The sequence below is a fragment of the Paraburkholderia sp. BR10141 genome (assembly GCF_056155635.1).
In genome coordinates, this window is the sequence record NZ_JBMIQH010000005.1 from 204,532 (window position 1) to 223,106 (window position 18,575).

General features: G+C 65.5%; 20 protein-coding genes and 1 pseudogene. 8 read left to right on the top strand and 13 right to left on the bottom strand.

All coding sequences use genetic code 11. From position 1 onward, the window contains the following. The first annotated feature begins 12 nt into the window (after positions 1–12). Positions 13–1,128 carry an OpgC domain-containing protein gene (opgC, locus tag ACOJB8_RS09485; RefSeq protein WP_475012214.1) on the top strand — a complete coding sequence of 372 codons (1,116 nt, stop codon included), beginning with the start codon at positions 13–15 and terminating at the stop codon, positions 1,126–1,128. Then, positions 1,125–2,795 (top strand): tannase/feruloyl esterase family alpha/beta hydrolase, encoded by a 1,671-nt coding sequence (locus ACOJB8_RS09490; protein ID WP_475012216.1) that lies wholly within the window; start codon positions 1,125–1,127, stop codon positions 2,793–2,795. Before opgC ends, ACOJB8_RS09490 begins: the two co-directional genes overlap by 4 nt. A 10-nt stretch (positions 2,796–2,805) precedes the next feature. Here the strand turns inward: ACOJB8_RS09490 and ACOJB8_RS09495 are convergent, their stop codons facing one another. After that, positions 2,806–3,594 carry a COG4705 family protein gene (locus ACOJB8_RS09495; protein WP_069263771.1) on the bottom strand — a complete coding sequence of 263 codons (789 nt, stop codon included), beginning with the start codon at positions 3,592–3,594 and terminating at the stop codon, positions 2,806–2,808. Positions 3,595–3,865: 271 nt separating this feature from the next. On the opposite strand from ACOJB8_RS09495, the gene ACOJB8_RS09500 reads away from it, so the two are divergent. Beyond that, positions 3,866–4,135, top strand: a complete 270-nt coding sequence (locus ACOJB8_RS09500) for a hypothetical protein (RefSeq protein WP_475012218.1) — start codon at positions 3,866–3,868, stop codon at positions 4,133–4,135. Between the two features lie 72 nt (positions 4,136–4,207). On the opposite strand, the gene ACOJB8_RS09505 is transcribed toward ACOJB8_RS09500, so the two are convergent. Next, complete coding sequence (locus ACOJB8_RS09505; RefSeq protein WP_475012220.1) at positions 4,208–4,468, bottom strand: DUF2934 domain-containing protein; 261 nt, start codon at positions 4,466–4,468, stop codon at positions 4,208–4,210. Between the two features lie 156 nt (positions 4,469–4,624). On the opposite strand from ACOJB8_RS09505, the gene ACOJB8_RS09510 reads away from it, so the two are divergent. Next, complete coding sequence (locus ACOJB8_RS09510; protein ID WP_475012222.1) at positions 4,625–5,002, top strand: VOC family protein; 378 nt, start codon at positions 4,625–4,627, stop codon at positions 5,000–5,002. A 72-nt stretch (positions 5,003–5,074) separates the two neighbouring features. On the opposite strand, the gene ACOJB8_RS09515 is transcribed toward ACOJB8_RS09510, so the two are convergent. Continuing rightward, entirely contained in the window at positions 5,075–6,358 is a 1,284-nt protein-coding gene (locus ACOJB8_RS09515; protein WP_256094628.1) for a phospholipase A, read from the bottom strand. A 239-nt stretch (positions 6,359–6,597) separates the two neighbouring features. On the opposite strand from ACOJB8_RS09515, the gene ACOJB8_RS09520 reads away from it, so the two are divergent. Together ACOJB8_RS09520 and ACOJB8_RS09525 are read left to right on the top strand one after the other, a co-directional pair. Then, the gene (locus ACOJB8_RS09520; RefSeq protein WP_256094627.1) at positions 6,598–7,098 is read left to right on the top strand and encodes a Spy/CpxP family protein refolding chaperone; all 501 of its coding nucleotides are present in this window, start codon (positions 6,598–6,600) and stop codon (positions 7,096–7,098) included. Between the two features lie 46 nt (positions 7,099–7,144). Further along, a complete protein-coding gene (locus ACOJB8_RS09525; protein ID WP_035512844.1) occupies positions 7,145–7,438 on the top strand; it encodes a hypothetical protein in 294 nt (97 codons plus the stop codon). 80 nt (positions 7,439–7,518) lie between these two features. On the opposite strand, the gene ACOJB8_RS09530 is transcribed toward ACOJB8_RS09525, so the two are convergent. The 7 genes from ACOJB8_RS09530 to ACOJB8_RS09560 form a co-directional block, all read right to left on the bottom strand. Further along, positions 7,519–9,633 (bottom strand): phosphocholine-specific phospholipase C, encoded by a 2,115-nt coding sequence (locus ACOJB8_RS09530; RefSeq protein ID WP_342947568.1) that lies wholly within the window; start codon positions 9,631–9,633, stop codon positions 7,519–7,521. A gap of 89 nt (positions 9,634–9,722) precedes the next feature. After that, positions 9,723–10,166 (bottom strand): hypothetical protein, encoded by a 444-nt coding sequence (locus ACOJB8_RS09535; RefSeq protein ID WP_475012226.1) that lies wholly within the window; start codon positions 10,164–10,166, stop codon positions 9,723–9,725. Positions 10,167–10,329: 163 nt separating this feature from the next. Continuing rightward, positions 10,330–10,731: a PPC domain-containing DNA-binding protein gene (locus ACOJB8_RS09540; RefSeq protein WP_475012227.1), complete on the bottom strand. Its 402-nt coding sequence runs from the start codon at positions 10,729–10,731 to the stop codon at positions 10,330–10,332. A gap of 123 nt (positions 10,732–10,854) precedes the next feature. Next, positions 10,855–11,175, bottom strand: a complete 321-nt coding sequence (locus tag ACOJB8_RS09545) for a DUF4148 domain-containing protein (protein ID WP_069263760.1) — start codon at positions 11,173–11,175, stop codon at positions 10,855–10,857. Between the two features lie 402 nt (positions 11,176–11,577). Next, positions 11,578–12,696, bottom strand: a complete 1,119-nt coding sequence (locus ACOJB8_RS09550) for a WD40/YVTN/BNR-like repeat-containing protein (RefSeq protein ID WP_069263758.1) — start codon at positions 12,694–12,696, stop codon at positions 11,578–11,580. A 58-nt stretch (positions 12,697–12,754) separates the two neighbouring features. Then, positions 12,755–13,024 (bottom strand): MoaD/ThiS family protein, encoded by a 270-nt coding sequence (locus ACOJB8_RS09555; RefSeq protein WP_475012230.1) that lies wholly within the window; start codon positions 13,022–13,024, stop codon positions 12,755–12,757. 162 nt (positions 13,025–13,186) lie between these two features. Continuing rightward, positions 13,187–13,990, bottom strand: a complete 804-nt coding sequence (locus ACOJB8_RS09560) for a hypothetical protein (protein ID WP_475012232.1) — start codon at positions 13,988–13,990, stop codon at positions 13,187–13,189. Between the two features lie 177 nt (positions 13,991–14,167). Between ACOJB8_RS09560 and gcvA the strand changes: the two genes are divergently transcribed. Continuing rightward, positions 14,168–15,076, top strand: a complete 909-nt coding sequence (gcvA, locus tag ACOJB8_RS09565) for a transcriptional regulator GcvA (RefSeq protein WP_475012234.1) — start codon at positions 14,168–14,170, stop codon at positions 15,074–15,076. A 21-nt stretch (positions 15,077–15,097) separates the two neighbouring features. On the opposite strand, the gene ACOJB8_RS09570 is transcribed toward gcvA, so the two are convergent. The 3 genes and pseudogenes from ACOJB8_RS09570 to ACOJB8_RS09580 all read right to left on the bottom strand — a co-directional run bounded on the left by ACOJB8_RS09570 (position 15,098) and on the right by ACOJB8_RS09580 (position 17,426). After that, positions 15,098–15,904 (bottom strand): sulfite exporter TauE/SafE family protein, encoded by an 807-nt coding sequence (locus ACOJB8_RS09570; RefSeq protein WP_475012235.1) that lies wholly within the window; start codon positions 15,902–15,904, stop codon positions 15,098–15,100. Between the two features lie 49 nt (positions 15,905–15,953). Next, positions 15,954–17,108: pseudogene (locus ACOJB8_RS09575) on the bottom strand (cysteine desulfurase family protein); the annotation flags it as partial. A 105-nt stretch (positions 17,109–17,213) separates the two neighbouring features. Continuing rightward, positions 17,214–17,426 (bottom strand): hypothetical protein, encoded by a 213-nt coding sequence (locus tag ACOJB8_RS09580; protein WP_475012237.1) that lies wholly within the window; start codon positions 17,424–17,426, stop codon positions 17,214–17,216. Between ACOJB8_RS09580 and ACOJB8_RS09585 the strand changes: the two genes are divergently transcribed. Further along, positions 17,425–18,540, top strand: coding sequence for a Kelch repeat-containing protein (locus ACOJB8_RS09585; protein WP_475012239.1), 1,116 nt, complete (start codon positions 17,425–17,427; stop codon positions 18,538–18,540). The two genes, ACOJB8_RS09580 and ACOJB8_RS09585, sit on opposite strands and share 2 nt — an antisense overlap. Positions 18,541–18,575: the final 35 nt, after the last annotated feature.

Consider the following 18,575-nt stretch of genomic DNA (forward strand, 5'->3'; position numbering starts at 1 on the left):
TGCGAGGGCACCATGGAGTCTCGCCAGAGGCGTTCGATCGAAGTCGACTTTTTCCGCGGCGTCGTGCTGATTGTGATCGTGCTCGATCACATACCGGGCAGCGCCTTGGCGCAGCTGACGCTGCACGCTTACGCGCTGTGCGACTCCGCCGAAGTGTTCGTGTTTCTCGGCGGGTACGCGTCGGCCGCGGCCTTTATGGCCGTGCGCGCGCACCGTGGCATGAGCGCCGCGCAAGCGCGCTTCCTGCGCCGCGGCTGGGAGATCTACCGCACCTATCTGCTGACCGCCCTCCTCACGCTGCTTTCTGGCGCGATGCTCGCGCTCCTGAACCTCAATCCTGCCGCCGCCGACCTGAGCGGCTGGGCGTCGTTTGCCACGCATCCGCTGCGCGAGACCCTCCACGTCGTCTTGCTCGCCCGCCAGCCGTATCTGTCCAGCGTGCTGCCGATGTATGTCATATTTGCGCTGTGCGTGCCCGCAGCCGTCCCTTTCGCCCGCCGCGCGCCGCTCGCCACGCTGATCTGCAGCCTGTTGCTCTGGGCCTTCGCGCCGCTGCTGGCTGCGCTCATCGGCGCGAGCACACTCGCGAACTGGCCGTTCAACCCATTCGCGTGGCAGTTGATGTTCGTATTCGGCATGCTCTGCCGGCTGCACCCGCTTCCGCCCGGCTTCAAGACCTCGGAAACCGCGCGCTGGCTGGTACGATGCGCGTTCGCCGCGGTGGTGCTGTTCGCGGCGGTTAAATGGTTCCTCCTGATTCAACCCATGCCTGGGGCAATGAAACAGCATCTGGCCTTCGCGCGCGTCGTCAACTTCATCGGCATTGCCATGGTGGCGGCGTATTTCGTCCATCGCGGCACGATCGCGCGGATCGCCGCGCGCGTGCCCGCCGTCGTGACCGTTGGCCGCACGGGGCTCGTGTGTTTCGTCGGCGGCACGCTGATCTCGGTGATCGTCGACACCGCCACGCCACACGCGCTGCACGGCGCGGCGGCGTTCGCGGCAGCGCTGGCGGGCGACATCGTCGCGATCGGCGCGACGCTCATGCTCGCCAGGGCGTGGCGCGGCACCCTCGGGCGCCAGAAGGAGAAGGCCCGGGCGAGCGTCAACGGAGCCGGCTGCGGATGATACGACGGGGCAAGCGCGCACTCGGATCCCTCAAGGCGATCGCCATCGCCACGCTCACGCTCATCGCTAGCGGCCCCGTTTTCGCCCAGCACACGCCTTCGCTGCCGCTGCATTGCACCGACCTTGCCGGCGCGCTGCTGCCGCCCACGAGCATCGGCCTGCCGACCAACGGTGCGCTCGTGCAGAGCGCCGCGATGATCTCCGCGACCGCCACAGGCAATCTCAACGGCGACTTCTGCCGCTTGACCGGCGTGATCCGCGCCCGGAGCGCCGGGACGCCGGACATCCGCTTCGAAGTCAATCTGCCGAGCCGCTGGAACGGCCGTGCGCTGCAATTCGGCGGTGGCGGCTACAGCGGCGTCGTGGTGACGGGAACCGGCCCGATGCCCTTCTCGCCCGACCGCGCGCCGCTCGCGCGCGGCTATGCGACCTTCGGCGACGACTCCGGCCACAATGGCACCTCGTCCGAGGCCAACTTCGGACTGCTCGAAGAAGCCGTGACCAACTTCGGCTACGCGCATTTGAAGAAAGCGCATGACGTTGCGCTCGCACTGATCACGCTCGGCTATGGCAAGCCGCCGGAGCACGTGTATTTCGCGGGCGGCTCGACAGGCGGCCGCGAAGGCTATACCGTGATCCAGCGCTATCCCGATGACTACGACGGCGTGATCGCGAATTCGCCCGCGCTGAACTTCTCGGGCGTGCGCTTGACGGGCGTCGTGGTGGGCCAGCACGAATACCGCACGCCGGGCGGCTATCTGTCGCCGCAACTGCTGGAGCGCGTGTACGAGCGCGTGATGCAGGCATGCGATACGCTCGACGGCGCGGCGGACGGCCTGATCAGCGACGTCGAAGCCTGCCGCGCGAAAGAGCCCGAGATCATCGACTCGCTGCGTTGCTCCTCACAGGATCAGACGGATCGCCAGCACGCCCCCGACGACTGCCTGACGCCACCGCAACTGGCCACGCTGGAAAGCCTGCGAGACGGCCTGCGCCTGCCCTACGCGCTCGCCTGGAATGCGGACACCTATCGCGGCTACAACGTCTTCCAGGGCACGCGCTTCACGAGCATGCTGGGCCTCGCGCATGAGCCGCAGCGGCTGACTCAACTGGGGTTCGTCGCCAATGGCTACCTGTACGCGCAGGGCGATGCGTACCTCAAATACTTCATCACGCACGACCCGACTTTCGATTCGACGAACTTCGACGTAATGCATCCCGGCCGTCACCGCGAGCGCCTGTTTACGCTGTCGACGACGATCGGCGCGATGAATCCGGACGTGTCGCGCTATATCGCGCGAGGCGGCAAGCTCATCACCTTGCAAGGACTCGCCGATGAGGTCATCAGCCCAAACCAGACCATCGCCTACTACCAGGGGCTGGTGGGGCGCTACGGCGAAGAGCGCGTGGACAGCTTCATGCGGCTCTACATGGTGCCGGGTTACCAGCACGGCAACGGCGTGTTCATTCCGTCCGTCGATCTGCTGGGCGCGCTCGACGACTGGGTCACGCATGACAGCGCGCCGGAAACCTTGTTCGCGACCGACATTGCCCAGGCCACGAACGGCCGCACGCGGCCGCTGTGCCGCTACCCGGCGTTTCCGCGCTATCTGGGCAAGGGTAATCTGAACCGCGCGACCAGTTTCACGTGCGCGATGCCGCAATGACCGATGCGCGCTACGCGTCGCGCACCCGGCGAGCGGCACGCTGAGGCAGCACCACGATGCAGCCGACGATGAAGATCATCAGCAGCGCCGATGCATAAAAGCGGCTGAAGTGCAGGCCGCCGTCAGCGACGGGCTTGTCGAGCAGATCGCCCAGCGTCGCGCCGAGCGGACGCGTGAGCACGAACGCGAACCAGAAAAGCGCCGTGCGCGAAACGCGCGGCCACAACCACAGCAGCGCGACGACGACGAGGCCTGCGCCGAAGATCGCAGCGCCATATTCGTAGCCTACGCCAAGGCCGCCGCGGTCTTCGCCCGCCACCCAGTCGCCCAGCGCGGTGCCGAGCGTCTGCGAAAACAGGATCGTAATCCAGTAAAACCACTCGACGCGCGGCGTCGCGACGCTCTCGATCGACACCGTGCCTTCTACGCGGTACCAGATCGCGAGACTGGCCACGAGCAACAGCAGAATGATCGATACGCCGCCGGGATAGCCTACGCCGAGCGAACGGTCGCAAAAGTCGGCGAGCGTCGTGCCAAGCGTGGTCGTGGCGACGATCGTCGCCCAATAAAGCCACGGGTAGAAGCGCTGTGCGCGGATCTGCGCCCCAACCAGCACGACGAAGCATGCGAGAAAAATGAGGGTGCCAACCAGATAGCCCAGATTCAGTGACATCGTCACCCAGTCACCGCCGGTTTCGCCGAGCGTGGTGCAAGCAATCTTGATGATCCAGAAGCCGAGCGTCACGGCGGGGACCTTGCTGACCGTATCTTCGATGAGACTTCGTGTGGTGGTGGACATGAACACTCCTTGCGCCGCATGACGGGCGGAACGAAACAGCTTGGGACTATATGCCGCCGTTGCTTAACTAAACCTTAACCACGGCCGAATATGCACTAGATGCGCATCGTTGCCTGCGCATAAGCAAACTCTAAGGTTGGCTGCGTAGCCTGTGGACATACGTCGCGGTGATCGGACGTCGCGATGTTGAATGCGCGGTTGCAAAACGGTTTTGCGATCCGTACATTTTTTCAGTAATCCGAAGTAATTTTTGTTACATGGAGTCTGTATCATGAAACTTATACTTGCTACTGCTATTGTCTCGCTTGCCGTCGCGTTGCCCGCCGCCGCCTTCGCGCAGGACACTGAACCTGCGGCACAAACCAGGCAGATGCAGATGCAGCAACCGGCAAACCCGCAGCACGCCAGCACGCAACCCACCGAGGACTCCGGCTATGGCATGGAAAGCTCGGGCACCTCGAATGCGTCGGTTGCGCAAATGTCGCGCCACGACGCACTCATGTCACACGAGGGCCGCAACGACCTGTTCGCGCATCATTGATGTGCGAACAGGTCGCGCCGGCTGGCGTGACGATGGCCTGAAGCGCGGCACATGCGCGATCAACGCGTGAGTTCACCCGCCACCGCGCCGCTTGTCGCGCGCCAGTTCACTCGGCGGCATGGTGTCGCTTTCCTGCAGGGGTTCACCGGCAAACCGGCGCTTGCCGGCCTGATCGCTGGCGATGCTCGACGCTTCTCCTTCTGCGTCATATTCGGCGGCAACCTGTTTTTCGGCGCGGCTCCAATATTCGTCCGCCCGACCTTCCGGCGCGCCGTCGTCTTCCCAGAGTTGATAAGCGCGTCGCCGGATGCGCTCTTCCCGTTGCTCATTCATGGTCATTCCTCCGATGGTGCGTGTGTGAGCAGCGCGGCAACCGGCTAGCCGCGACTGCGGATGGCGCACTGCATGTACAGCGAGCAAACACGGTGCCCGATGCGTGCGTCATACTCACGCCACCACCAATCGAATCCCTGTTGAAGAAGATCGCTCATGACCGACACGAACACGATACGTCCCTTCGCTTTCGTCCTTGCCGTCCAGGACCTCGAACGCAACGCGGCATACTTTCGCGACGTGCTTGGCTTTCGGGTAGATTGGGCCGATTCGACCGACTGGCGAATCGTCGAGAAGGGCGGCGTGCGGATCATGCTCGGCCATTGCCCCGATGCGTTGTCCCCGGCGGCGACGGGGGATCACAGCTACTTCGGCTATCTGGAAGTCGAGGACGTTCAAGCGTTTCACGATGAAATCGCGCAACGAGGTGCAATTGTCCCGCAGCCTCCGCTCGATCGCCCGTACGGCATGCGCGAATGCACCGTGGCCACACCGGATGGCCACCGGTTCGTAGTGGGTCAAAGCATTACGTGACCCACGCCTGGTGTCTCTCTACGATACCCGCCGCACGAGTGACGTTTCCCAACATTCGCACGCCAAAGTCAGTCAGCGCGACACGGCGAAACCGATGCGCGCAGCCCAGCGGTGCTGGTTGTAATCGAGAAGATCTTCGGCGTAGCCGTTGAAGTAGTTGAGGAACAGATACCCGCCCCATGCATTGCCGAATAGCTTGGCAAGCGGGTATGTAAATTGCACATCGACGCTTCCATAGGTCGATCTCGTGCCTTTTCTCAGCGTCGTTGCGAGTTGCCAGCCATCAGGGCTGCCGTATTTGAACAGCAGATCGACATAGCCGCGATAGTGGGCTATATCCCCATTCGTCTCCTGGATGTGCTCGTACGCGTAGATTTTCGGCTCGATGGTCAGGTGGTTCGCGTTGAGGTCGCCGAAATCCCAGATCGGCTTCACATACACGATGTCGACGCCGCGTGAACCCGGACCGGGCGTCCCGTTCGATTCGTGCTCGTAGCCGGTCTCGATACCCATCCGGGTGAACCAGCTTGACCTCCAACCGGTGTCCTCGAGGTAGTAGAAAAGCGCGGGCATGTAGCTCGTATCGTGGAACGGCGACTCGTCCCCGCGGACATCCCAAAGCGAAGTCTGCGTATAAGCAAAATAGAGGTTGTCGAGGAAACCGCGTGAGCGCGGATCGTCCGGCAAGATGAAGCGGAATTTGATACTGATCTGGAATCTTGCGAGATCCGCGTCGCTCGATGACCAGCCGTCCGCGAAATAGTTTGGCTGGTAGAACGAAAGACGGCCCGCGAGGAAAGTGCCAATGTCGGGCACCAGCGAATTCGAGGGCTTTACGGTGGAAGGCGGCATTTGCGCCGCAAGTGAAGCATTGCCCGCCATGGGTCCTTCGGCTGGCGCCGTGGCGACCGGTTCCGATGCGGACGCAACCGTTGCCGCTGGCACCAAAGGCGCGGAGGCAGGCGCCGCGGCGTTCGCCGTTGCCGAAGCCGGCATGCGCGTGAGCAGGACCACGGAAGGCGAAACGTCCACGCCCGGCACGTCCACTCTCAAAGCGCCGCGCGCCCACTTGGGCCATGCCGCGCTATAGCTCACGGCCTTCATCTCTCCGGCGGCGAGCCGCAAATGCTCGGGTGCGCCTGGTTCGCGCGCGAGCAGCACGGCCTTCGGCAACGCCTCTCCATTGGTCAGCGTGATGCTCAAATCGCGCGGCACGTCGATCGAAGTGCCGGTCGGCGCATCGCCGGTATACACGATCGTCACGACGAGCGGTTCGTCCGATCTCGCCTCGCGCGGCGGGCGCATGATGGACACGGCGGCGCGGCTCGCAGGCACATAGCCCGCCAAAGTTGCCACGGCCAGCGTGGCGCACGCCAGTCTTCCCCACGCTAACCGGGCGACAGGAGCGGAATGCGAATGGGATGCCCTCTGAAATGCCAATCGAATCGCCACGTTGCCTCCTTGTATCGTCAGAATGCCTCGCTGCCGGGCGAGCCAAGCCGATTTTCTGCGTGAGTGAAGCGTGGTGCTTTGCGGGAATCGTGCCCTATTCCCTCTTTTCCCTGTTATTCGCTGTTACATAGAGGATGCCGAATTTGGTTGCCGCCGCTGCTATGATCAAAATGGTTCGTTCCGACTTGCCGGCCATTGCCGGCGAACGCTTTTCGCGAGGGCTGACAATGAAACCTGTCCTGCTTGCGCTAGCCCTGCTCGGCACTTCCACGTGCTGGGCGCAGGCCAGCGCTCCGGCTGCGTCGTCGCATCAGCATCACGTCGAAACTGTCGACGACCGCGTGAAAGAACTGCATGCCGAACTGAAGATTACTCCCGCCGAAGAGGATCAGTGGGCGAAAGTGGCCGACGTCATGCGCAATAACGCGAAAACGGTGGATGATCTGATCCAGCAGCGGCACGATAATGCCCAGCAGCAAACCGCGGTGGAGAACCTTCAATCGTGGAACGAAATCGCCCAGGCGAATGCCGACGGCAGCAAGGCGATGCTCGATGCCTTCTCGGCGCTTTACGCGACCATGCCCGACTCGCAGAAGAAGCTTGCGGACGCCGCTTTCCGGCCCGCTGAAGCGCACACGAAATAACCAGCCGCGAGCGTCCGCAACGCGCGCTCGCGACGGAGGATCGGCGATGAAACTCCGTGTGTTGAAGTTTGCATTCCTCTGTATCGCGACGACGCTGTGCGCGATGCAAACCGCACAGGCGCGCGTGAACGTCAATGTCGGCGTGGGCATCGGGATTCCTGGGGCGTTCTACGCGCCGCCGCCGCCCGTATTCTTCATGCATCCCGCCGCGCCGATGTGGCCGCCTCCCGTTGTGTATTCGCGGCACGGCTTTTCTCCGTGGCACCGCCCTCCGCATTTCATGGGTCCGCGACACGTCCGGCATCCCGGCTGGGGACCGCCACCGCCACGCTGGCGCTAGAGGCGCCGTGATCCACTACGCGGTAAACAAAAAAAGCCACGGCTCGCGAAAGCCGCGGCTCATCTCACTCCTCAGCGGTATCAGGCGCCGAGCGCGGGATCGCTATAGCTCGCGTGGCCCGTTTCGACATGCCCCGCAATGCGGCGCACGAACGTCGCATCGCTATCGACCGTGATCGTCAGGTCGTACCAGCCGTACGCGTTGCGCAGGTCGAGATAAAGCTGCTCGGTGTCGCCGCCGGGCACCGTGCGCTGGATCTTCGTGCCCGGGTCGTACGCGTTGACGATCGTGAACTGGCAGCGCGCGCCGCCCTTGTTCTCGAGGCGCAGTTGCAGGTTGCCGTTCGCCACGTCGTAGCCCTCGGCCACTTCGGGGCGCGCCGTTTCGTTGCCGCCGAACCAGTCCGACTTGACCTGCGTGCCCGCGAAACGGCGCAGAAACCCGTTCGGTCCATGCACGCTGAAGTCGTATGCGCCGCTCGCGCCAATCGCGAGCTTGTCCTGCAGATGCTTGCCGGCTTCGACCGTATAGGTGCGCGGCGCATCGGTGCTGCCCGCCGTGTAGACGAGGAACACCGCACCGGCGCGGCCCGAATTGACGAAGCGCGTGGAAACGTCGCCCGAGCTGGCGTTCGAATCGAAGCGCACGAACAGCTCGTACGGCAGCGCCCGCGCGTTGCGCACGCCCGCTTCCTGCTTCGGCACGCTGCCCACGACCGGCGGCACCGGCACGTAGTCGGGGTGACGCAGCTTGTCGGGCGGCGCATAGCCCGTCGTGGAAGGCAGCGCGGGAATCGCCGCGTTAGGCGTGGCGAAGTTGAATGCCGACGTGAGGTCGCCGCACACGGCGCGGCGCCATGGCGTGATGTTCGGCTCGCGCAGGTCGTGATGCAGACCGAAGCGCTTCTCGATGAAGCGGATCACGGAAGTATGGTCGAACGTCTCCGAGCACACCCAACCGCCGCGCGACCACGGCGAGACCACGAGCATCGGCACGCGCGGTCCGAGGCCGTACGGGCCCGCCGCGTACTTGCTGCTGCCCGGGAAAATCTCGTTCGTCGTATCGACGGTCGAGAGGCCGTTCGCGCTCGAAGCCGGCGGGAACGGGGGCGCCAGGTGATCGAAGAAGCCGTCGTTCTCGTCGTAGTTCACGAGCAGCACGGTCTTGCTCCACAGGTCCGGGTTCGACGTGAGGATCTGCAGCACCTGGTCGACGTACCACGCGCCATAGTTGGCGGGCCAGTTCGGATGCTCCGAATACGCCTCGGGCGCGACGATCCACGAGACCTGCGGCAGCGCATTGTTCGCCACGTCCTGCTTGAGCACGTCGAAATAGCCGCCGCCCGCCAGCACGTTCGTGCCCGTGCGTGCGCGGTCATACAGCGGATTGCCGGGCTGCGCGTTCTGGTATTGATGGAAATACAGGAGCGAGTTGTCGCCGTAATTGCCGATGTACGGGTTGTCGCCCGTCCAGCCCCACGAGCCCTTGGCATCCAGGCCTTCGCCCGCGTCCTGATAGATCTTCCACGTGATACCCGCGCTCTGCAGGACTTCGGGATACGTGGACCAGCCATAGCCCGCTTCCGCGTTGTCGATCACCGGGCCGCCGCCGCTGCCGTCGTTGCCCACCCAGCCCGTCCACATGTAGTAGCGGTTCGGGTCGGTCGCGGTCATCGTCGAGCAGTGGTACGCGTCGCAAATCGTGAACGCGTCGGCGAGCTGGTAGTGGAACGGAATGTCGTCGCGCGTGAGGTAGGCCATCGTGGTCGTGCCCTTGGCGGGCACCCACTGGTCGTAGCGGCCGCCGTTCCAGGCAGCGTGCGTCGTGGTCCAGTCGTGCGGCAGGTCCTGGATGAACTGCAGGCCCAGGTTGGACGCCGTGGGATGAAACGGCAGCACTTCGCCCGCGCCGGCCGCGAGCGGCTGGTTCCACACCGGCTTGCCGGTGGGCAGCGTGATCGCGCGCGTGTCGCCGAAGCCGCGCACGCCGCGCAGCGTGCCGAAGTAATGATCGAACGAGCGGTTCTCCTGCATGAGGATCACGATGTGTTCGACATCGCGGATGCTCCCCGTGCGATTGTTCGCGGGAATCGCGAGCGCATTGCGGATGCCCTGCGGCAGCATCGTCAGGGCGGTGGCCGAACCGGCGCTCATCGCGGCGGTGCGGAGGAAGTCACGGCGGCTTCTCGAGGTCATCTTGTGGTTTCCATCTTCAGGTTGAGAAAGGCACGCACGGCACGCCGCCTTGACGGGCGGCAGGCGGCCAGGCCGCGCGGCCGGGTACGTCAGTCAGCGGTGTGGATAACGGGTGTGACAAGCGGTTCGATCTGCGCGGCTTGTGTGTCTTGCGCGCTCCCGCCGGCGGGTGGCTTCGCCGGCGAGCGCACGGCGTTCGCGGGCAAGGCGACGCCGGCGTTCACCATGCTGTTCGCACTATCTGGGAGATTCGATGCGCCCGCATCCGACGCCAGCGTGAATGCGTTGGCGAGCGCCGGGCGCTGTGGATTGGTACCTGGCTGCGCTTGCGCGAGTTCGCGCGCCGCGTTCGTGGTGAGCGCGACGCGCGCGTCGCTATCACGTGCGCTGCACGCGCCAAGCGTACACAGCGCGGCTGCGCATGCAAACAGCATGGCGGGCGCACGCATCGTTTTGAATGCAGCGGGCAGGCGCAAACGTCTGCGCGACGCGCGTTGCCATGGCAAGCGCGCCGGCGCGGATTCGACCGTCATCGAAGTCTCCGTCCAGATAGAGGCACAACAACGGCTCGAGGAGCGGCCCGAGCGGGGCCTCGCGCGCAGCACGGACAGCGGCGAGGCAACGCCGAAGCATAGCGATGCCGCTTTTAAATTTTGTGACGGTGCGTGGGGTCGCGCGAATGGCGGCGCAGGCGGATCAGCCTGGCGCGTTGCGGATCTGCAGTTCCGCGTATCCGGTCGCGGAATCGAGCTCGCGTGAGAAACGATGGCCAGGCAGCAGCACCAGCAGCAGCTCCGCCGTGGTGCGCACGGTGCAGCCGCGCGCGACGTGGCCGCCCAACACGCGGCCTTGCGCGTCGGACACGGACATGTGCAAATGGGCGCCATCGGGCGACACCGAGCCCGCGAGCGTGAGGATTTCGAGGTCGCCGCGCAATGCGGTCGGCGTTTCGGCGCCGGCGAAGCGCAACTGCGCGACGCTCAGGCTGCCGATGCCCTGAATGACGAACGCCGCATGCGAGGCTTGCTGGCCCAGCAAGCTTTCGACGGCGGCGCGCAGATCGTCGCCGGGAGACAGCCGTACGGGATGGATTTGCATGCTGGCCTCGGGGTCGTCGTATCCGGCACAGGTTAGGCCGGGACGAAGCACGAGGCAAGTCGCGACATGAACAACGGCCCGCTCGAAGCGGGCCGCTCTTGCACTCGCACCTTCACGCACCGATCACTGGTGCGCGTAGATCGAACCCAGGCCGGGAATGTCGTGCGACGCCGAAGCCGTAACCGCGCCCGCTGCCGACGACCCATTCGCCACGCCGCCGAACGCCGACGCCACCGCGCCGTTCTGCGCACTCACCTTCGCTTCGGCGGCCTCGATGTGCTGCGGATAGTCGTTGTAGTCGGCCGCCGGGTTGTAGCCGGCCTGTTGGAGCTGCACCAGTTCGGCGCGCACCTGGGCACGCGTGAGCGGCTCAGCCGACTGGGCGAAAGAGACGACGGGAACGGCGACAACAGCGGCAACGATCAGCGACTTGATGAGTTTCATGGTATCCACCTGTAAGCAATGAGTTGGTTCGGACCACGATGGCGTGGCTCGCGCGTCCAGTCTTTTTCGATGTCTCTTGTGCGACGTCGCTGACTGGCATGGGTGTATTTGAACTCCCGCACGTATCCCGCTTGTTTCCACGCCCCCCTGCTTTTGCAAGCCTCTTTGTCCATTGCCACGGCGGATACACAACGATACAAAACCCCTCGCTACTCCCGCATTTCGCTCGATACCCGCCGCGCAATACAGATTGCGGCGAAGATCTGCATCTTGACCGAGCTGAGCGCGATCCGCACGCCGCCTCCCGCTGCGCGAGATGCGCGTACGTGCTGCGCGCCGGCTCCGCGAGCGTGCGCATGCCGCGACCATGGCCGCGCAGCAGGGCGGGCTGGAAGGCCGCCATCACCCGAAGCGCACGCAATACACCGGCGGCAAGTGCGCCGAAACGAGCCGCCAGTTTTCGCCGCCATCGTCCGAGGTCCAGAGCGCGCCCGTGGTCGAGCCCATGGCGAGGCGCGTGCCAGTACCGTCGATGTCGAGACCGTGGCGGTACACGAGGTCGTATGCCGGTGCGGCCGGCAAGCCGTTCGAGAAGCGCTCGAATGTACGCCCGCCGTCGCGCGTGCGCGTGACGACGAACCGGCCGTCCACAGGAACGCGGTACTGGTCTTTTTGGGCCGGCACGAACCACGCGGTGTCCGGCTCGCGCGGATGCACCACGACCGCGAAACCGAAGCTCGACGGCTGCGCTTCGATGCGGCGCCAGTGGGCCGCGCCATCGGTCGAGCGGAAGATCGCGCAGTGATGCTGGGTCCACAGCACATCCGGATTCGCCGCGCATTGCACCACGCGGTGCGGGTCTTGCGCATTGGGTTCGCCGCGCCGCTCGGGCGGCATGTAGTCGGCCTCCATACCCTCGGCGGTGAGGCGCCAGCTCGCGCCGCCGTCGCCGGTCTGCCACACGCCGCCGCACGACACGCCCACTGTCACGTGCCGGCTGTCGCGCGGATCGACCATCACCGAGTGAATGCCCGGCGCGTCGTAGCCGCCGCCCGCCCATTCGCGGCGCTCCGGGCGGTCCCACAGCGGGCGGTTGAGTTCCCAGCTGTCGCCGCCGTCGCCGGAGCGAAACAGGCCGCCAGGTATCGTGCCCGCCCACAGCACGCCCGGCTCGTCCGCGCCGCCCGGTTCGAGCGACCAGATCTGCTGGAGCGACCACGGCGCAGGCAGGCGGCCCAATGCATCCGGTTCGCTGGCCTGAATCTCCTCGGCAGGCTGTGGCGGATAGACGGGCACCGCGCATTCTTCCCAGTGCGCCATGCCCGCGCGCCGGCGATGCAGCTTCACGCCGAAGTGGCCCAGGTTGAGCGCGGCATAGAGCGAGCCGTCGCGCGTATCGGGCATCACCATGCTCACCGGCTCGCCGACGAATTCAGGTTCGCCGATTGTCCAGCCGCCCTCTCCATCGCCTTGCAGAACGAACAGCCCCTTGCGGGTTGCGACCAGCAGTCGATCGCTCATCTCGCGTACCCTCCTGTCGATCCAGAGTCAGCGCTCCGATCCCACGCAAAGTGGTGACTCATCCGCCGGACAGCGCCTGCACGACGTACACCCGGCTCTCATCGCCGAGCGCGTCGCTCAAATGTCCCCGATCGCGCAGGCGAACGCCGTCCACGAATACCGCCAGATGCTTACGCAATGCGCCCTGATCATCGAGGATATAGCCGCGCAAACGCGGCTGCTCGGCAAACACGGCATCGAACGCTTCGCGAAGCGTGCGCGCGTCGATCTCGCGCTCGGGCGTCGCGACGTGCCGCTGAATCGAAGCTGCGAAGAAGAGGTGCGCCATGGCGGGCCGGCGATGCGGAAACGGCCGCGTCCGCCGGATCTGTAGTTTAGGCCATTCGCCGTGGGCGTCGAGGCGTCGGCGCGCCCCGAAGCCGAAGTCCTGCGATGCACCGCAGCAAGCGCGGCGCCGTCAGCCCAGACCCGCCAGACGCAAAGCCAGCGGTTAAGGCGTGCTGCCTTCGGCCTTGGCCTTGCCGTGCAGGCAAGGTGTCGGCAGACGCATGCGGTACAGGGAAATCGCCTGAATCGTAAGCACGCAGATTATCGCTGTTCCGTAAGCAGCCAGTAGATTCCAGTGCGTGAGCGTGAGGCTCAGGACGAAGAAGAACGACGCAAATCCCAGCAGTCCCGTGGTCATGCCGCGCATCAGTTGCTGCGCCGCTTCGTGGCCGATCAGGCGGTGCGCGAACACGGCGAGGATGATCGCCATGAACGGGAACGATGCGAGCACGCCGCTCGCCTCGGGTCCGACGTAAGGCGCGATCAGCGTCACGCTCACCACGAGGCCGGCGATGAGCGCCATGCGCGACGGCAAATCCCACCACGGCGGCGAGAGGCGCATCGTTCTTGCCGGCTGGTTGGGAATCAGGTTGAGCGCAAGAGCAATGGCCAGAATGGCGAAGAGATAAAGACCATGCGTAGGCAGCGCGCCCCATTGCAGCACGAGGGCCACCAGGGCGAACGTGGCGCCTGCGCCTGCCAGCGCCACCTTCCACCCACGCGCCGCGAGCCGGCAATAGACGACGCAAAACGCCGCCTGCGCAGCCGTTGCGACAAGCGAACCCGCAGTCGCTTGCGCGGCGAACGCCGGTCCGTGCTCCAGCGCGAGAAAAACCGAAACCGGCCCCGAAGTAAGCGGCAGTCCCACGAGCAGCCCGCCGACCGCTTCGCCCCAGCGGCGAGCGGCGAGACTGGCGGCCAACAGCAACAACGGCGTAAAGACGAGCTTGAAAAGCAGAAGATCCATGATGGGCGACGCAATGCGGAGAATGCCAACTGTCGGGAATGCGCGGCGGACGTCGCACTGGTTACGTTACGTCCCGCGGCTTTATGCCCATATTGAAGCCGGTCGATGTGGCTGACAAACCATTTGTCGTCATATAATGCGTGAGCAAAACTCACACGTCACGTACATCCCGGCTCCATGTTCGACCGCCTTCCCCCGCTGCAAACCCTGCGCGCCTTCGAAGCCACCGGGCGGCTCCTCAGCATGACGCTGGCGGCACAGGAACTGCACGTCACGCATGGCGCCGTGAGCCGGCACATCAAGACGCTCGAAAGCCATTTGGGCGTGGCGCTGTTCCAGCGCCTCACGCGTCGCATCGTCCTGACCGAAGCGGGCGCCGAGTTCCTGCTGGCCGTGAACCGCGCGCTCGCTGAATTGACCAAGGAGTCCGAGCGCCTGCGCACGCACGACAGCGTCACGCGCCTGAAGATCAACGCCAGCGTGTCCTTTGCGAACCGCTGGCTCGCGCCGCGCCTGCATCGCCTCAAGGCTCGCCATCCGGAACTCGACGTCCACCTCGACGTGACCGACAAATACGTCGATCTCAACGACTCGGATGTCGATGTGGCGATTCGCTACGGCAGCGGACGCTATCCGCGCGTGCTGGCCGAGCGCATTCTCGACGAAACCGTGACGCCGGTTTGCAGTGCTGACTATCGGGCGAAGATGGGCGGCATGGCATCGGTCGAGAGTCTCGCGCGCTGCACCTTGCTGCATGAGGGCGGCATGCTTGCGAACTGGGAGCAATGGCTGGCGCTGGCGGGATTGAGCGGCGTGCGCAGCGATCGCGGCACGGCATACAGCCATGGGAGCCTCGCGATCGAGGCGGCGATTCGAGGGGAAGGCGTCGCGCTCGGGCGCAGCGTGATCGTGGCGGACGACATCGCGGCCGGCCGGCTCGTTGCGCCGTTCCCGGACCTGCGTCTCGAGTCCGAGCGCGGCCATGATCTCGTCTATCGGATTGGCAGCCGCGACGACCCCAAGGTGCGTGCCGTGCGCGACTGGCTCGCCGACGAAATCCGCGTCTTTCTCGCCCCGGCCGGTTGAGCGCGAACCAAGCGCAAGGTCTCAGTAACCGAGCACCACCTTGGCGAGCATGCCGCACGCCACGCACACCAGAATGGCAGCGAAGCCCATCTGCGTATGCCGCGAGGAAACGCGGTGCGAAACGTGACGCCCCAGCATCATGCCGACGACGGTCGCGACGCTGAACCACAGCGTGAGGTCGAGCCGCAGCGGCACGCCATGCAGCACCGTCGCCACCACGCCGCCGGAGCCCACGAGCGCAATGACCATCAACGACGTCGCGACGATACCGTGCATAGAGATGTTCGTGAGCTTGCGCAGCATGGGCACGATGATGAAGCCGCCGCCCACGCCGAGCAGGCCGGTCATCAGTCCCGTCAACGCGCCGGTCGAGGCCAGCGCGAGCGCCGTCGCTTTCGACCACACGAGGCGGCCGGTATCGGGATTGACGCGGCCCACGCAAAGCGGCGACGCTTCGGGCAGCGCGCGCTTTTTCCCGATGGTCTGACGTAGCAGCCGCACCGCCACGAACAGCATCACGCCGGCAAAGAGCGCGAGCAGCAGGCGTTGCGGCATGGCTTGAGCGAGGCGCACGCCCAGCCACGTGGTCGGCACGCCCGCGAGCGCCATGCAGAACGCCGCGCGATAGCGCACGAGACGCTTGCGGAAGGCTTCGAGCGCGCCGATCCCCGCGCTGCTCGCCACGGCGATCAAGGCGACCGGTGTGGCCTGCTGCATGGACCAGCCCATTCCCACCACGATGGCCGGCACGGCGAGAATGCCGCCGCCCGCGCCCGTGAGTCCCAGCATCGCGCCGATCATGGCGCCGAGTACGAGTGAAACGATCATCGGGTTTCGATGTTCATCGTGACCTTGACCGACGAAATCAGGCGGGCTCAGCGGCCGGCAGACACGGCGCCACCGAGCGACGGATGCAGTCCACCGCGAAATCGACGTCTTGCGGCTTCGTGAAGCGCCCGAGGCTCAGGCGCACCGTGCGGTTTGCCGCCTCTTCGCCAAGCCCGATGGCAGTGAGCACGTGCGAAGGCGTGCCCGCCGCCGAGTTGCAGGCCGAAGTCGACGAGATCGCGAGGTCGCCGGTCAGCAGGAACGGGAAGAAGCCCGGCAGATCGATCGTGAGGCTCAGCGTGTGGGGAATGCGCTGCGCGCGCGCGGCGTTGAGCGTGACACCCGGCAACGCGAGCACCTCGGCCAGCAGGCGCTCGCCCAGCCGCGCAATGCGCTCGCTGTCCGCTTGCAGCGCCTCGCGCGCAATCACGCACGCCACGCCCATGCCGACGATCTGATGCGTGGCCAGCGTGCCCGAACGCAGCCCACGCTCGTGACCGCCGCCATGCATTTGCGGCGCAATGCGCTCGAACGCCTCGCGGTTCACGTAGATCGCACCGATGCCCTTCGGCCCGTACACCTTGTGCGCCGACATCGAAAGGAGGTCGATGCCCATCGCTTTCACGTCGATGGGCGTCTTGCCGAGCGCCTGCGCCGCGTCGACGTGCAGCAGCGCGCCGGCGGCATGCACCACGCTCGCAATCGACGCGACATCGGTGAGCGTGCCCAGTTCGTTGTTGACCAGCATGAGCGAGACGAGACCGGTGTCGGGCGTGAGCGCGGCGGCCACGGCCGCTGCCGTGATTTCGCCCTGCGCGTCCGGTGCGAGCCGCGTGACGGTCATGCCGCGCGCTTCGAGGCTCGTCATCGTATCGAGAATGGCCTTGTGCTCGAGCTGGCTCGTGATGAGATGGCGCTTTTGCGTCGCGCGGTCCGCATAGCCCTTGAGCGCGAGATTGTTCGACTCGGTCGCGCCAGAAGTCCAGACGATCTCCGCGGCATCGGCGCCGATGAGCGCCGCCACGTCCTTGCGCGCCTGCTCGACGAGCCGGCGCGCCCGCTGGCCCGCGCCGTGCGAGCTGGAGGCCGGGTTGCCGAAATCGCCTTCCATGCCCAGACAGCCGAACATCGCCTCGATCACCCGCGGGTCCGCCGGGGTGGTCGCGGCATAGTCAAAGTAACGCAAATCGCCCTTCTCGCTCATCATCGTTTCTCGCACAACGGAATGTCGAAAATGCTACGCCCCGGACACTAAAAAATGGTTCCAAAATTAAGTGGATTCTCCAGATGACGGAGTATTCGATTCTCTTCAGCCGACGTAACTTGAAATTAAATTCTCAAGACGGTCGACCAGGCAGCCTGGCGGCGCGAAACCGATCGCGCCTTGGATCGGCGCGTAGTAACACAAAGTGGGCGACAGCGTTCCCGTGTACCGTATCCACTGCGCGCTGTGCGAGCGAGAAAAACGCCCCGGGAAAAGCGCGCCCGATGCCGTCCCCTCCACCTCCGCGAGGTTCGCCATGCCGCTTTCCCGTCGCCGCTTCCTCGAACTGAGCCTCGCCGCGAGCAGCACCGCCTGGTGCACGCAGCGTGAAGCGATGGCTGCGGACATGCAGCCCATGCCCGAAGAAGACCCGCAAGCGATGCAAACGGCCCAGCGTGGCGGCCTCTACGCGAGCCTGCACGACCCCAACGCCACGCAGCTGCCACCCGAAGCGTTCATGCAGCGCTTCTTCTACTCGAGCGCGCCGAGCGCCGCGCCGCAAGGCGCATGGACCACGGCGCCGCCCTTGCCGCTGCCGCGCAGCGAAATGGCGTGGGCGACGAGCGAGGGCGAGCGCATGCATGTGATCGGCGGCTACGGCGCGGGCCAGGTCGCGCGGCCCTATCACCATGTATTCGATGCGGCGCGCGGCGCCTGGCGCAACGCCGCGCCCGTTCCGCGCGGCGCGAATCATATCGGCGTGGCGGCGCTCGACGGCGTGGTCTATGCGATGGGTGGGTTCGTCGAGCAGAACCGCATTGCCGTGCCCGACTGCTACGCCTATGTCGTGGCCGACGACCGCTGGCACGCGATTCACCCGCTTTCGCGCGGCTCGCGCGGCGCGATTTCCGTCGTGGCGCACGAGGGCATGCTGCACGCGATCGGCGGCCGCGACACGCGCTCGGTGGACTGGCACGAGGCTTACGACCCGCAGAGCGACAGCTGGAAAACGCTCGCGCCCATTCCCGGTCCGCGCGACCACACGGCGGCCGTCTCGCTCGCGGGCTGGATACTCGTGGCCGGCGGCCGCATGGATACGTTCGACTTCAACACCGGCATGCACGTGGCCTACGACGCGAAGCGCGACGCCTGGGAAGAACGCGCGCCCATGCCCACGCCGCGCTCCGGTCACGGCGGCGCGGCGTGGCGGGGACGCTTCTTCTGCATGGGCGGGGAAGGCACGCGGCGCGTCTTCGGGCAGAACGAGGGCTACGATCCGGCTACCGACTCATGGCAGGCCTATGCGCCCATGCTCACGCCGCGTCATGGCATGGGCGCGGCAGTCGCGGGCGATGCAATTCATGTGGCGGGCGGCGGCCCGATGAATGGCGGCGTGATTCAGACTTCGGTGCACGAAGTGTTTTCCCTTTGAGCTGGGCAGGCTCCCCCTTCGGCGCGCAGGGTCTG

Bases quoted from the DNA above. Each gene is read 5' to 3' on its own strand.
- ACOJB8_RS09525 (WP_035512844.1), top strand. From the start codon at position 7,145: ATGAAACTCCGTGTGTTGAAGTTTGCATTCCTCTGTATCGCGACGACG.
- gcvA (WP_475012234.1), top strand. From the start codon at position 14,168: ATGTTCGACCGCCTTCCCCCGCTGCAAACCCTGCGCGCCTTCGAAGCC.
- ACOJB8_RS09580 (WP_475012237.1), bottom strand. From the start codon at position 17,426: ATGGCGAACCTCGCGGAGGTGGAGGGGACGGCATCGGGCGCGCTTTTC.
- ACOJB8_RS09505 (WP_475012220.1), bottom strand. From the start codon at position 4,468: ATGAATGAGCAACGGGAAGAGCGCATCCGGCGACGCGCTTATCAACTC.
- ACOJB8_RS09560 (WP_475012232.1), bottom strand. From the start codon at position 13,990: ATGGATCTTCTGCTTTTCAAGCTCGTCTTTACGCCGTTGTTGCTGTTG.
- ACOJB8_RS09550 (WP_069263758.1), bottom strand. From the start codon at position 12,696: ATGAGCGATCGACTGCTGGTCGCAACCCGCAAGGGGCTGTTCGTTCTG.
- ACOJB8_RS09570 (WP_475012235.1), bottom strand. From the start codon at position 15,904: ATGATCGTTTCACTCGTACTCGGCGCCATGATCGGCGCGATGCTGGGA.
- ACOJB8_RS09500 (WP_475012218.1), top strand. From the start codon at position 3,866: ATGAAACTTATACTTGCTACTGCTATTGTCTCGCTTGCCGTCGCGTTG.
- ACOJB8_RS09530 (WP_342947568.1), bottom strand. From the start codon at position 9,633: ATGACCTCGAGAAGCCGCCGTGACTTCCTCCGCACCGCCGCGATGAGC.
- ACOJB8_RS09555 (WP_475012230.1), bottom strand. From the start codon at position 13,024: ATGGCGCACCTCTTCTTCGCAGCTTCGATTCAGCGGCACGTCGCGACG.
- ACOJB8_RS09490 (WP_475012216.1), top strand. From the start codon at position 1,125: ATGATACGACGGGGCAAGCGCGCACTCGGATCCCTCAAGGCGATCGCC.
- ACOJB8_RS09510 (WP_475012222.1), top strand. From the start codon at position 4,625: ATGACCGACACGAACACGATACGTCCCTTCGCTTTCGTCCTTGCCGTC.
- ACOJB8_RS09540 (WP_475012227.1), bottom strand. From the start codon at position 10,731: ATGCAAATCCATCCCGTACGGCTGTCTCCCGGCGACGATCTGCGCGCC.
- ACOJB8_RS09545 (WP_069263760.1), bottom strand. From the start codon at position 11,175: ATGAAACTCATCAAGTCGCTGATCGTTGCCGCTGTTGTCGCCGTTCCC.
- ACOJB8_RS09585 (WP_475012239.1), top strand. From the start codon at position 17,425: ATGCCGCTTTCCCGTCGCCGCTTCCTCGAACTGAGCCTCGCCGCGAGC.
- ACOJB8_RS09535 (WP_475012226.1), bottom strand. From the start codon at position 10,166: ATGACGGTCGAATCCGCGCCGGCGCGCTTGCCATGGCAACGCGCGTCG.
- opgC (WP_475012214.1), top strand. From the start codon at position 13: ATGGAGTCTCGCCAGAGGCGTTCGATCGAAGTCGACTTTTTCCGCGGC.
- ACOJB8_RS09495 (WP_069263771.1), bottom strand. From the start codon at position 3,594: ATGTCCACCACCACACGAAGTCTCATCGAAGATACGGTCAGCAAGGTC.